General features: G+C 66.2%; 8 protein-coding genes and 1 pseudogene. 8 read left to right on the top strand and 1 reads right to left on the bottom strand.

From position 1 onward, the window contains the following. Positions 1-104: 104 nt before the first annotated feature. Positions 105-1,652 (bottom strand): annotated as a pseudogene (mnmG, locus tag B5E43_RS14320) (tRNA uridine-5-carboxymethylaminomethyl(34) synthesis enzyme MnmG); the annotation flags it as partial. 229 nt (positions 1,653-1,881) lie between these two features. On the opposite strand from mnmG, the gene recJ reads away from it, so the two are divergent. The 8 genes from recJ to B5E43_RS15685 all read left to right on the top strand — a co-directional run. Beyond that, complete coding sequence (recJ, locus tag B5E43_RS14315; RefSeq protein WP_087397810.1) at positions 1,882-3,957, top strand: single-stranded-DNA-specific exonuclease RecJ; 2,076 nt, start codon at positions 1,882-1,884, stop codon at positions 3,955-3,957. Positions 3,958-3,975: 18 nt separating this feature from the next. Then, entirely contained in the window at positions 3,976-6,219 is a 2,244-nt protein-coding gene (locus B5E43_RS14310; protein ID WP_087397808.1) for a bifunctional (p)ppGpp synthetase/guanosine-3',5'-bis(diphosphate) 3'-pyrophosphohydrolase, read from the top strand. A gap of 20 nt (positions 6,220-6,239) precedes the next feature. Then, positions 6,240-6,686: a D-aminoacyl-tRNA deacylase gene (dtd, locus tag B5E43_RS14305; RefSeq protein WP_087397807.1), complete on the top strand. Its 447-nt coding sequence runs from the start codon at positions 6,240-6,242 to the stop codon at positions 6,684-6,686. A 50-nt stretch (positions 6,687-6,736) separates the two neighbouring features. Further along, the gene (locus B5E43_RS14300) at positions 6,737-7,351 is read left to right on the top strand and encodes an MBL fold metallo-hydrolase (RefSeq protein WP_087397805.1); all 615 of its coding nucleotides are present in this window, start codon (positions 6,737-6,739) and stop codon (positions 7,349-7,351) included. Between the two features lie 33 nt (positions 7,352-7,384). Further along, positions 7,385-8,896 carry a coproporphyrinogen dehydrogenase HemZ gene (hemZ, locus tag B5E43_RS14295; RefSeq protein ID WP_087397802.1) on the top strand — a complete coding sequence of 504 codons (1,512 nt, stop codon included), beginning with the start codon at positions 7,385-7,387 and terminating at the stop codon, positions 8,894-8,896. A 64-nt stretch (positions 8,897-8,960) separates the two neighbouring features. After that, positions 8,961-9,899: a nucleoside kinase gene (locus B5E43_RS14290; protein WP_087397800.1), complete on the top strand. Its 939-nt coding sequence runs from the start codon at positions 8,961-8,963 to the stop codon at positions 9,897-9,899. Between the two features lie 65 nt (positions 9,900-9,964). Continuing rightward, positions 9,965-11,863 (top strand): glycoside hydrolase family 13 protein, encoded by a 1,899-nt coding sequence (locus B5E43_RS14285; protein ID WP_242964851.1) that lies wholly within the window; start codon positions 9,965-9,967, stop codon positions 11,861-11,863. Between the two features lie 82 nt (positions 11,864-11,945). Then, on the top strand, positions 11,946-12,620 hold a 675-nt coding region (locus tag B5E43_RS15685), incomplete at its 3' end, for a helix-turn-helix transcriptional regulator (protein ID WP_143383022.1).

The raw sequence follows: 12,620 nt of genomic DNA, 5'->3' as shown, positions 1-12,620 counted from the left end.
TATGGACACAGTGGCGGACCTTGGGGGTGACGATGTCCAGGTGGTTGTTGGCCACCTGATCGAACTCCCGCATGGCCTTGTTGTGCTCATTGTAGATGTCGATGGCGGCGGAGCAGATCGCTGAGCCGGGCCCCGTCCTTCACCGGGGGCTCTCCCCTGCCCTGGAGTAGCTGGTCCAGTTGGGCGGAGGGGGGCGTGCCTGTGTGCTCCAGGCGGTCAATCTCCCGGTCCACCTGGCGGTACTTCTCCAATACCTGCTCATAGTGTGCCCGGTCCACCAGCCCCAATTCATATCCCAGAGGAGTCAGACGCCGGTCGGCGTTGTCCTGGCGGTGGAGCAGGCGGTACTCGGTGCGGGAGGTCATCATCCGGTAGGGCTCGTTGGTGCCCTTGGTCACCAGGTCGTCAATGAGCACCCCGATGTAGCCCTGGTCCCGGCGGAGGATGAAGGGGGCCTTCCCCTGAATTTTCCGCGCGGCGTTCACCCCCGCCACAAAGCCCTGCACCGCCGCCTCCTCATAGCCCGAGGAGCCGTTGAACTGTCCCGCCCCGTACAGACCGGACACCACCTTGGTCTCCAGGGTGGGCAGCAGCTGGGTGGGGTCCACGCAGTCGTACTCAATGGCGTAGGCACACCGGGTCATCTCCGCCCCCTCCAGGCCGGGGATGGTGTGGAGCATCTCGATCTGCACCTGTTCCGGGAGGGAGGAGGACAGCCCCTGGATGTACAGCTCCTCGGTGTCCAGACCCATGGGCTCAATGAACAGCTGGTGGCGCTCCTTGTCCGGGAAGCGGACGATCTTGGTCTCGATGGAGGGGCAGTACCGGGGGCCCACTCCTTCGATGGTGCCGTCGTAGAGGGGGGAGCGGTCCAGATTGGAGCGGATGATGGCGTGGGTGCGTTCGTTGGTGTAGGTGAGGTAGCACACCGCCCGGTTTTCCGGTGGCGTCTGGGTCTGGAAGGAGAAGGCAAGGCCCTCCTCGTCCCCCGGTTGCAGCTCCATCGTGGAGAAATCCACGCTGCGGGCGTTGACCCGGGGGGGCGTGCCCGTTTTGAAGCGGCGGATGGACAGACCCAGGTCCACCAGGCACTGGGTGAGGGGGAGGGCGGCGGCCAGGCCGTCGGGGCCCGAGTCCCGGACCACCTCTCCCACAATGGTGCGCCCACCCAGGTAGGTGCCGGTGGCCACAATGGCCGCCTTCACGGCGTATACCGCCCCGGTGTGGGTGACCACGGCGGACACTGCCCCGTCTTCCGTGCGGATGGCCACCACCTCCGCCTGCTTCACCCACAGGTTTTCCTGCCGCTCCAGGGTGTGCTTCATCACCTTCTGGTACTCCCGGCGGTCGGCCTGAGCCCGGAGGGACCAGACGGCCGGGCCCTTGCTCCGGTTCAAAAGCCGGTACTGGATGCAGGCCTTATCTGCCGCCCGGCCCATCTCGCCCCCCAGGGCGTCCAGCTCCCGCACCAGGTGGCCCTTCCCCGTCCCGCCGATGGCGGGGTTGCAGGGCATGTTGCCCACCGCGTCCAGGTTGACGGTGAAGCACAGGGTGCGCAGTCCCATCCGGGCGGCGGCCAGGGCCGCTTCAATGCCCGCGTGGCCCGCCCCGATGACGGCAATATCAAATTGTCCGGCGTCGTAGTAAGTCATACCATACGTCCTTTGTCAAAATCCGGGCCCCAGAACGGGTCCGGTCTATGTTCGCGGGGTATTTTATCACGATTTTCCCCCCGGAGCAAGGGGTCGGGGGCACATTCCCCGGGGGAATGGGGATTTTATCTTGAGGGAGTGGAACAATTATGCTATACTAGATAAGTTAATACTGCCCCAGTCTGCCCTGGGGCAAAAAGCCGTGCGGCGGGAAAGGGGGAGCGGGTCCGTGAAATACAGCAAGTGGAAGGTGGCCCCTCCCTGCCCGGAGGGCCGGCAGGCCCTGGAGGAGGCGGGCTTTCCTCCCCTGCTGGCCTCGGTGCTCTCCGCCCGGGGGGTGACCGACCCGGGCCGGGCCGGAGCCCTCCTCTCCCCCCAGGCAGAGCCCCTGTGCGACCCCCTGGAGATGAAGGACATGCCCCAGGCGGTCCAGCGGGTGCGTCTGGCCCTGGAGCGGGGAGAGAGGATGGCCGTCTATGGGGACTACGACGTGGACGGCATCACCGCCACCTGTCTGCTCACCCGCTTTTTGCAGGAGGAGGGGGGCCGGGTGGTCCCCTACATCCCCGGGCGGCTGGAGGAGGGCTACGGCCTGAACCGGGAGGCCCTGGATGTGCTGGCCGGCCAGGGGGTCACCCTGGTGGTGACGGTGGACTGCGGCATCACGGCGGTGGATGAGGTGGACTATGCCCGCTCCCTGGGCATCGATGTGGTTATCACCGACCACCACGCCTGTAAGGACGCGCTGCCCCGGGCGGCGGCGGTGGTGGACCCCCACCGCAGGGACTGCCCCTATCCCTTCAAGGGCCTGGCCGGAGTGGGGGTTGCCCTGAAGCTGGCCATGGCCCTGGCCGGGCCGGAGCGGGCCGGCGGGGTGCTGGAGCGGTTTGGCGATCTGGCGGCCGTGGGCACCATCGCCGATGTGATGCCCATGGAGGGAGAAAACCGCACCATCGTCCGCCGGGGCCTGCAGGACTTAAACCCCGCCAAGCGCCTGGGCTTTCAGGCCCTCATCGCCTGCTCCGGACTGGAGGACAAGGCGGTGGGCTCGGTGACGGTGGGCTATACCCTGGCCCCCCGTATCAACGCCTCGGGCCGGATGGGCCGGGCGGAGGTGGCGGTGGAGCTGCTTCTCACCCGGGATCCCCAGCGGGCGGAGGAGCTGGCCCAGGAGCTGTGCCAGCTCAACCGGGAGCGCCAGATCATCGAGGGAGATATTTTTCAGCAGTGTGTCCAGCGCCTGGACCGCGCCCCCCAGCAGGGGGTCATCGTCCTGGCCAGCCACGCCTGGCACCAGGGGGTGGTGGGCATCGTGGCCTCCCGCCTGACGGAGAAGTACGGCTGCCCCGCCTTTATGATCTGCCTGGACCAGGGGATGGGCAAGGGCTCCTGCCGGTCCTGGGGGGGCGTGAACCTCTTTGAGGCCCTTCAGTCCTGCTCTCCCCTGCTGGAGAGCTTCGGCGGCCATGCCCTGGCCGCGGGCTTTACCGTCCGGGAGGAGAATATCCCCGCCCTGGCGGAGGCCCTTCGGCGGGCGGTGGCCACCCAGGGGTGCTGCGAGGAGGGCTGCGCCATGGAGGCCGACGCCCTGGTCACCCCCCAGGAGCTGACGGTGGAGGGGGTAGACGCCCTGGAGGCTCTGGAGCCCTGGGGCAGCGGCAACCCCCGGCCGGTGCTGGTGCTGCGGGGGGTGCAGATCCACACCCTGACCCAGGTGGGACGGGGCCGGCATTTAAAGCTGCGCCTGGAGTCCCGGGGCCATGGACTGGACGCCATCTGGTTTTCCGCCGACGGCGAGGAGCTGGGGCTCTACCCCGGCTGCCGGGTGGATGTGGCCTTCTCCCCCCAGATCAACGCCTTCCGGGGCCAGCGCACCGTGCAGCTACAGGTGGTGGACCTGCGGCGGGCCCCCACCCGCGCCCAGCTGGAGCGTGGGATTTATGAGAAATTTCGCCGGGGCGACTGCCTCACCCCCCAGGAGGCCCGGGTTTTGCTGCCGGAGCGAGCGGACTTTGTCAGCCTGTGGCGGTGGCTGGAGCGCCAGGCGGTGACCAGTGACCGGGTGGAGGACACCCTGATCCGCATCACCCGGGGGGCCTGCCGGGTGGGGGGCCAGCGGGAGATGCCCGCCCGCACCATGCTGTGTCTGGAGGTGCTGGAGGAGCGGGGGCTCATTGAATTGGGCCGGAGCACCGGACGGCTCCAGATCACCGTGCGCCACCTGGAGCGGAAGGTGGATTTGGAGGACTCCTGTATCCTGCGCCGCCTGCGGGAGGCCAGCGTGGGGGACTCCACCCTGTTATAGAAGTGACGGAGGGATCGTATGGACCCGATTTTGGAACGCTATCACGCCCTGGAGGACAAGGTAGCTGCCTACACACCCAATCTGGATACCAAGCGGCTGTTTGACGCCTTTACCTTTGCCGACACCTCCCACAAGGGCCAGCTGCGCAAAAGCGGCGAGCCCTATATCATCCATCCCCTGGCGGTGGCGGAGATCGTGGCCGACCTGGAGCTGGATGTGGATTCGGTCATCGCCGCCATCCTCCACGACTGCATTGAGGATACCCCCGCCACCCACCAGGACATCGCCAAAAAATTCGGCGAGCCGGTGGCCGCCCTGGTGGAGGGGGTCACCAAGCTGACGCGGGTGCAGTATGTCTCCAAGGAAGAGGAGCAGATGGAGAACCTGCGCAAGATGCTCATGGCCATGGCCCAGGACATCCGGGTGATCCTCATTAAAATCTGCGACCGGCTGCACAACATGCGCACCATGGAGTACCAGTCCCCCAAGAAGCAGCGGGAGAAGAGCCTGGAGACCATGGAGATCTACGCCCCCATCGCCCACCGCTTAGGTATGCAGAAGCTGAAATGGGAGCTGGAGGACCTGTCCCTGCGCTATCTGGACCCCATCGGCTACAAGGAGATCGAGGACGAGCTGGCCGAGCGCTCCTCCGCCCACGAGGAGTTTATGGCGGCCATCCAGCACCGCATCCAGCAGCGGCTGGAGCAGGACGGCATCCGCTGTACCGTCTACGGTCGGGTGAAGCACATCTACTCCATCTACCGGAAAATGTTCACCCAGAACAAGACCATGGACGAGATCTTTGACCTGTACGCCTTCCGGGTCATCGTGGACGACATCCCCGAGTGCTACAACGTCCTGGGCTGCATCCACGACATGTTCAAGCCCGTTCTGGGCCGCTTTAAAGACTATATCGGTACCCCCAAGCCCAACATGTACCAGTCCCTCCACACCACCGTCATCGGCCGGGAGGGCATCCCCTTTGAGGTGCAGATCCGCACCTGGCAGATGCACCAGACGGCGGAGTACGGCATTGCCGCCCACTGGAAGTACAAGCAGGGCATGGCCAACCGGAAGCTGGGCACCGAGAAGGACTTTGAGTGGGTGCGCCGCCTGCTGGAGAGCCAGCAGGACACCGACGCGGAGGAGTTTGTCCGCACCCTGAAGGTGGATATGTTCGCCGACGAGGTCTTCGTCTTCACCCCCAACGGGGACGTGAAGAGCCTGCCCGCCGGGGCCACCCCCATCGACTTTGCCTATAACATCCACTCCGCCGTGGGCAACCACATGGTGGGCGCCCGGGTCAACGGCCGGATGGTCCCCTACGACTACCAGCTGAGCAACGGCGACATTGTGGAGGTCCAGACCTCCAAGTCCGCCAAGGGCCCCAGCCGGGACTGGCTGAAAATCTGCAAGTCCAACGAGGCCCGCAACAAGATCCGCCAGTGGTTCAAAAAGGAGCGCCGGGAGGAGAACATCGCCACCGGCCGTGCCCTCTTCGAGGCGGAGCTGAAGCACATGAAAATCCCCCTGTCCGCCATCACCGCCGAGGAGGCCCTGCCCTATATCCTGCGGAAGGTGCGCTTTGGCACCCTGGACGAGCTGTACGCCTCCATCGGCTACGGGGGCACCACCGCCACCAAGGCGGTGGCCCGGGCCAAGGACGAGCTGCTCCGTCTGGGCCGGCTCCAGGCCGAGAAGGCGGCCGCCGCCGCCAAGACCACGGCGGAGAGCGTCATCGTCCCCGGTTCCACCGCCCAATCCGCCCCTCCCGCCGCCGGCCAGGTGAAGCCCAAGCACTCCGACTCCGGCATCGTGGTGGAGGGGATGGGCAACTGCCTGGTAAAGTTTGCCAAGTGCTGCACCCCCGTCCCCGGGGACCCGGTGGTGGGCTTTATCACCAAGGGCTACGGCGTCTCCGTCCACCGCCAGGACTGTCCCAACGCCGACCCGGACCGGCGCAAGCCGGAGGAGGCCGACCGCTGGGTGAAGGTGTCCTGGGTGGAGAGCAGCCTGCCCAACTACAAAACCGCCCTGGAGCTGTCCGCCAAGGACCGGGACGGCCTGACCCTGGATGTGGCCATGGCCCTGTCCTCGGCCAAGGTGAAGGTGTCCGCCCTGTCCGCCCGGTCCCAGCCCGACGGCCACGCCACGGTGAACATCGTGGTGGAGGTCAGGGACAAGGACGAGCTGGGCTCGGTGATCAACAAGCTCAATAATATCCAGGGCGTTTACTACGTGGCCCGTGCCAGCGGGAAATAGGAGAGAAAGGTGGAATTTCTATGCGCGCGGTGGTGACAAGAGTGTCTTCCGCCTCCGTCACCATCGACGGAGTGGTGGAGGGAGCCATCGACCGGGGCTACCTCATTTTGCTGGGGGTGGGTCCCAACGACACCCAGGAGGTGTGTGACAAGCTGGCCGAAAAGATCTGCAACCTGCGGGTTTTTGAGGACGAAAAGGGAAAAATGAATCGGAGCCTGGAGCAGGTGGGGGGCGCCATGCTGGTGATCAGCCAGTTCACCCTCTACGCCGATACCTCCTCCCGCCGCCCCGGCTTCAGCTACGCCGCCAAGCCCGACCTGGCCATCCCCCTCTACGAGCGGTTTTTGGACCAGTGCCGCCAGCGGGGCTTCCGGGTGGAGCACGGACAGTTCGGGGCGGACATGAAGGTGGCCTCGGTCAACGACGGACCGGTGACCATCCTCTACGACACCGAAGCCCATAAATAATCCCCACGCCCGGCCGGGGAATGCTGTGCCGGGGAAAGGAGCCAAGGAATATGAAGGTAAAAGTGATGCAGGTGGGCCCCATCGGCACCAACTGCTATTTTCTGGAGGACGAGCAGACCAACCAGGCCGCCGTCATCGACCCCGGCGACGAGGCCGGCCGGATTTTGAAGGCCCTGGAGGAGGACGGGGTGCAGGTGAAGTATATCCTCCTCACCCACGGCCACTACGACCACACCACCGCCGTGCCCGAGCTCCACAAGGCTCTGCCCCAGGCGGAGATCTACATCCACCAGGCGGACGCCAACGGGGCGGGCAGCCAGCTGTATCCCCTGGCGGGCCAGGTGGCGGGCCTGCGCTCCTACGATGAGGGGGACACCCTGTCCCTGGGGAGCCTGACCATCCGGGTCTACCACACCCCCGGCCACTCCCCCGGCTCGGTGACCCTCCAGGTGGGGGACGTGCTCTTCACCGGAGACACCCTCTTTGCCGGCTCCTGCGGCCGCACCGACCTGCGGGGTGGCAGCTATGAGGAGATCATGGCCTCCCTGAAGCGGCTGGGCGAGCTGGAGGGGGACTTCCACGTCTGTCCCGGCCACGATGTTACCTCCACCCTGGACCGGGAGCGGCGGATCAATCCCTTCCTGCGGGAGGCCATGGCCCACTAAGGCTTTTCCCCAAACACCGAGAGTAGGTGAACCATGAAGCTACAATTTGTCCCCGCCCCGGCGCTGTGGCAGCCGGAGCGGTACCACTATGCCGCCGAGCAGATGATGCTCACCCTCTTCCCCGGGGAGAGGCCGGAATATCCCCCCGAAACCCTCCATATGGTGGAGGGGGAGGAGAACGGGGCCCGGTTTGCCCTGGAGCGGGAGGGGGACACCGCCCGCCTCACCGCCCAGGTCTGCTGGCAGGGCCGGCAGGCCCGGGGGGAGGACGCCTTCCCCGCCGGGGAGCTGGACGCCCCCCCGGAGCGGGCGTACCACGTGGTGCAGCACGCCCTGAAGATGGCCTTCTACCGCGCCGGCACCGCCCTGCTGGGCAAGGAGCCCCCCTGGGGGGCCCTCACCGGGGTGCGCCCGGTGAAGCTGCCCACCCGCAGCATGGAACAGGGCGCCTCCCCCCGGCAGGCCCGGGAGGAGTTGGAGCGGGAGTACCGGGTCTCCCCCGTCCGCTCCCAGCTGGCCCTGGACTGCGCCCAGGCCAGCCTGGCCGTAAAGAGCACCCTAAAGCCCCATGAGGTGTCGGTGTATGTGGGCATCCCCTTCTGCCCCACCCGCTGTGCCTACTGCTCCTTCGTCTCCGCCGACGTGGGCCGCACCCTGAAGCTGGTGGAGCCCTATTTGGAGGGGGTGCTGGAGGAGGTGGCCGCCACCGGGCGGGCGCTGCGGGAGGCGGGCCTCACCGTCCGCTCCTTCTACATGGGGGGCGGCACCCCCACCACCCTGTCCGCCCCCCAGATGGACCGGCTGCTCACCGCATGCCGGGAGGGGCTGCCCCTGGAGGGCTGCACCGAGTACACCGTGGAGGCGGGGCGGCCCGACACCATTAACCGGGAAAAGCTGGAGGTGCTCAAAGGGCACGGCATCGGCCGCATCTCCATCAACCCCCAGACCCTGGAGGAGGAGGTTCTGGTTGCCATCGGCAGAAAGCACTCCCCCCAGGACATTTTGGACGCCTACGCCCTGGCCCGGGAGGTGGGCTTTGCCTGCATCAATATGGACCTGATCGCCGGTCTCCCCCGGGACAGCTTTTCCGGCTTCTGCCGCTCCCTGGAGGGGGTGCTGGCGCTGGGGGCGGAGAACGTCACCGTCCACACCCTGGCCCTGAAAAAGGGCTCCACCCTCATGGAGCGGGGGGACCTGCTGCCGGCGGGAGGGGAGGTGGAGGAGATGTTGAGCTTCTCCCTGAATACCCTGCGGGGGGCGGGCTACGTCCCCTACTACCTCTACCGGCAGAAGTACATGTCCGGGTCGCTGGAAAACGTGGGCTGGACCAAGCCCGGGCTGGAGAGCCTATATAACATCGTGATGATGGAGGAACTGCAGACGGTGGTCTCCATCGGGGGCGGAGGCGTGACCAAGCTGGTCAGCCCCGACGGCCGGCGCATTCTTCGCCTGCCCAACCCCAAATATCCCCACGACTACCTGGCTTCCAGGGAGAAGGTGCTCGCCCAGAAGGGAGAAATCGCCGCCTTCTACGCCGGCCACTGAAATCCGTAACCCGCCCAGCCGGGGGAATGCCCCGCAGCCGGGCCAAACAGGAAAGGAGCAATCTATGGCATACCAACTGCAAGAGATCAACAAGCGCATCCAGAGTGATGTGGAGGAATTTTTGGCCGAGTGTGACCAAGCCTACGCCCAGCGGGTGTCTCTGGCAGCGGACAAAATCCTCGCCAACCTGGAGCGCAGCCCCATCGTGCTGCTCTCCGGCCCCTCGGGCTCCGGGAAGACCACCACCGCCCTGAAAATTGCCGAGGAGCTGCAGCGCCGGGGGGTCAACTCCCACGCGGTGGCCATGGACAACTACTTCAAAACCCTCAACCGGAAGACCGCTCCCCGCACCCCCGAGGGGGACATTGACTACGAGTCCCCCCTGTGCCTGGACATGGACCTGCTGGATGCCCACTTTACCGCCCTGTCCCAAGGGGAGGAGATTGTGGTCCCCAAGTTTGAGTTTGCCCGGCAAATGCGCAACGACTCCTTGGGCACCCCCATGAAGCTGGAGAAGAATGAGATCGCCATTTTCGAGGGCATCCACGCCCTCAACGACGACATCGCCGGCCGCCACCCCGAGGCCACCAAGCTGTATATCTCTGCCCGGTCCAACGTGAATGAGGGGGCGGTGCTCCGCTTCAAGGGCACCTGGATGCGCCTGACCCGCCGGGCAGTGCGGGACTACAACTTCCGGGGCACCGGCGTGGCCGAGACCCTGGAGATGTGGGCCAACGTGCGCCGGGGAGAAAAGCTGTACATCTCCCCCTTTAAAAACCGGGCGGACATCATCTTTGACTCCTCCCTGCCCTATGAGGTGTCGGTGATGAGCAACTATGCCCTCCCCCTGCTAAAAAGCGTGCCCGAGGACAACGAGCGCCACGACGAGCTGCTGGAGCTCATCGGCGCCTTCCAATATTTCCAGCCCATTGACCCCGCCCTGGTCCCCCGGGACTCCCTGCTCCGGGAATTTATCGGCGGCGGCAGCTATAAATACCATTAAACGCCCTCGCCGGGGGTCGGGTGTGCCCGCCCCCCGGCCACTCTGAGCGGAAGATCGACGTTGGAGTGATTTGTTTGTATCAACCCACTTATGATTCCAGAGATATTCGCTATAAAAAACCTTACGGAGCGGTGCCCTCCGGGACGGTGGTGGAGTTCAACCTCCGCCCGCCCCGCTCGGACGGCTTTTCCCGGGGCTGGCTCACCGCCCGCTTTGAAAGCTGGGATAACCGGGAGATCCGCCTGCCCATGCCCTGGGTGGGGACGGAGCTGGGCCGGGACCAGTTCCGGGCCACCCTGGACACCAAGGACTATGTGGGCCTGGTGTGGTATTCCCTGACCCTGGAGGGCATCGACGGCCGCAAGCGGGACCTGGGCCACCACCAGCTCACGGTCTATCAGCCCGGGGAGACGGTGGCCCCCTGGTTCGGGGAGGGCATGACCTATCAGATCTTTCCCGACCGGTTCTGCCGCAGCCGCATCCCAGACCCCGCCGGTATGGTGGGGAGACGAAGCGTCCACCAGAACTGGGAGGACCTGCCCGAATACCGCCCTGACCCCCGAGGAGAGATCCGCAACCGGGACTTCTTCGGCGGCGACTTCAAGGGCGTGCTGGAGAAGCTGGACTATTTGAAGGAACTGGGGGTGGAGACCCTCTACTTTAACCCCATCTTTGAGGCTGCGGAGAACCACCGCTACGGCACCGCCGACTACGACCACATTGACCCCATGCTGGGCACCAACGAGGACTTTGCCCGCCTGTGCCGGGAGGCCCACAAGCGAGGGATGCGGGTGATGCTGGACGGGGTGTTCAACCACACCGGCTACGTCAGCCGTTACTTTAACGGCGACGGCTTCTATCCCGAGGTGGGGGCCTCCCAGAGCTGGGACTCCCCCTACCGCCCCTGGTTTAACTTCATTGAGTGGCCCAAGAAGTACGAGAGCTGGTGGGGGATCTACTCCCTCCCCGCCGTCAACGAGGGCTGTCCCTCCTACCGGGACTTCATCTTCGGCAGTGAGGACAGCGTGGTGCGCCGGTGGCTCCGGGCAGGGGCGGACGGCTGGCGGCTGGATGTGGCCGACGAGCTGCCCGACGACTTCGTCCACGGCATCCATGAGGCCGCCCGGGCGGAGAAGTCCGACGCGGTGGTCATCGGCGAGGTGTGGGAGGACGGCTCCACCAAGATCGCCTACGGGGTGCGCCGTAAGCACATCCTGGGGGGCCACTGCGACGGCCTGATGAACTATCCCCTCCGCAACGCCATCCTCTCCTTCTTCCAGGGGGGCGGGGGCGAGCACTTTGTGGAGGCCATGGAGACCATTCGGGAGAACTATCCCCCCTTCGCCTTCTACTCCGCCATGAACTCTCTGGGCACCCACGACACCCCCCGCATCCTCACCCTTCTGGGGGCGGGCGGCGAGTGCCGGGACCAGTCCCGGGACTGGCGGGCCCACTTCCGACTCTCCCCCAAGCAGCGCCGCCGGGGGAAGGACCTGCTCCGGGCCGCCTCCCTGCTGCTGTTCTGCTTCCCCGGCTCCCCCACGGTGTACTACGGGGACGAGGCGGGGATGGAGGGCTTTGAGGACCCCTTCAACCGCCAGACCTACCCCTGGGGCAAGGAGGACCGGGAGCTGGTGGACTGGTTCAAGGCCCTGGGGGCCCTGCGGAAGAACCACCCCTCCCTGCGCCGGGGCTCCATCCGCTATGTGGAGGGCCAGGGGCCGGTGCTGGCCTTCCTTCGGGAGGGAGAGGGCGAGACCATTTTGTGCGCCTGCAACGCCGGAGAGGAGCAGGAGCGGCTGGCCCTGCCCTTCCCCGCCGGCCTGACCCCCCTGCTGGGCCGGGCCCATGTGGACCAGGGGGAGGAGGGCCCCACCCTCCTGCTGCCCCCCCAGTCGGGGGTGGCCTTTCTGGTCACCCAGCTGGAAAACCCTTGGGCCCCAGGGGACGCAACCACAGATTGACAGCTTGACAGGGACGGGTGGTAGCCACCGCCCGTCCCTTTTGCTATGCTGAAAGCACCAAAGAGCAAAGGAGTGCTGCTGTATGACGCTGGGTCAGAGAATCCAGGAGCTGCGCAAGGAAAAGGGGCTGAGCCAGGAGGGACTGGGAGAACAGCTGGGGGTGTCCCGCCAGGCGGTGTCCCGGTGGGAGATGGACGGGGCGGTGCCCGAGGTGGACAAGCTCATCGCCATGAGCCGGATCTTCGGGGTGAGCCTCAACGACCTGCTTCAGGTGGAGGAGGGGCCCTCGGGGCCCCAGGCCCAGGTGGTGCTCTCCCTCCCCCGCCCCTGGAAGCTGGGGATGGTGGCCCTGGCCCTGCTCACCCTGCTGTCCCTGGGGAGCAACGCCTACCTGGCCTGGCGGCTGGGAGGGCTGGAGGCGCGCCAGGCGGCGGAGCAGCTGGCCCTGGACCCGGAGACCCCCATGGTGGCCGGGTTTGACTACGACTTCACCCTGTGGGGGGACAAGACCCACATCGACTACACCTTCCGCCTGGCTGTGGGCCGGACGGTGGAGGGGCTGGAGGTGGAGCTCCAGGCGGTGGATGGCGAGGGAGAGGTCCATCTGGTGCCCATGGACCTGGATGCGGGGACGGTCTACGCCGGAGAGGCGGAGCTGGAGTGCCCCGCGGGGCAGTTTTTGACCCTCAGCGCCCTGTTCCACGACAGCCTGGGCAACACCATCACCCAGCCCCTGGCGGAGATGCGGGGGGTGGGC

Origin of the sequence: Flavonifractor sp. An100 (assembly GCF_002161175.1) — a bacterium.
Classification (GTDB): Bacteria; Bacillota; Clostridia; order Oscillospirales; family Oscillospiraceae; genus Lawsonibacter.
This window is presented reverse-complemented; position numbering and strand designations above follow the sequence as displayed.

What these genes read in the sequence shown, in the direction of transcription:
- B5E43_RS14310 (WP_087397808.1), top strand. Translation starts at nt 3,976, where the DNA reads ATGGACCCGATTTTGGAACGCTATCACGCCCTGGAGGACAAGGTAGCT.
- dtd (WP_087397807.1), top strand. Translation starts at nt 6,240, where the DNA reads ATGCGCGCGGTGGTGACAAGAGTGTCTTCCGCCTCCGTCACCATCGAC.
- B5E43_RS14300 (WP_087397805.1), top strand. Translation starts at nt 6,737, where the DNA reads ATGAAGGTAAAAGTGATGCAGGTGGGCCCCATCGGCACCAACTGCTAT.
- hemZ (WP_087397802.1), top strand. Translation starts at nt 7,385, where the DNA reads ATGAAGCTACAATTTGTCCCCGCCCCGGCGCTGTGGCAGCCGGAGCGG.
- B5E43_RS14290 (WP_087397800.1), top strand. Translation starts at nt 8,961, where the DNA reads ATGGCATACCAACTGCAAGAGATCAACAAGCGCATCCAGAGTGATGTG.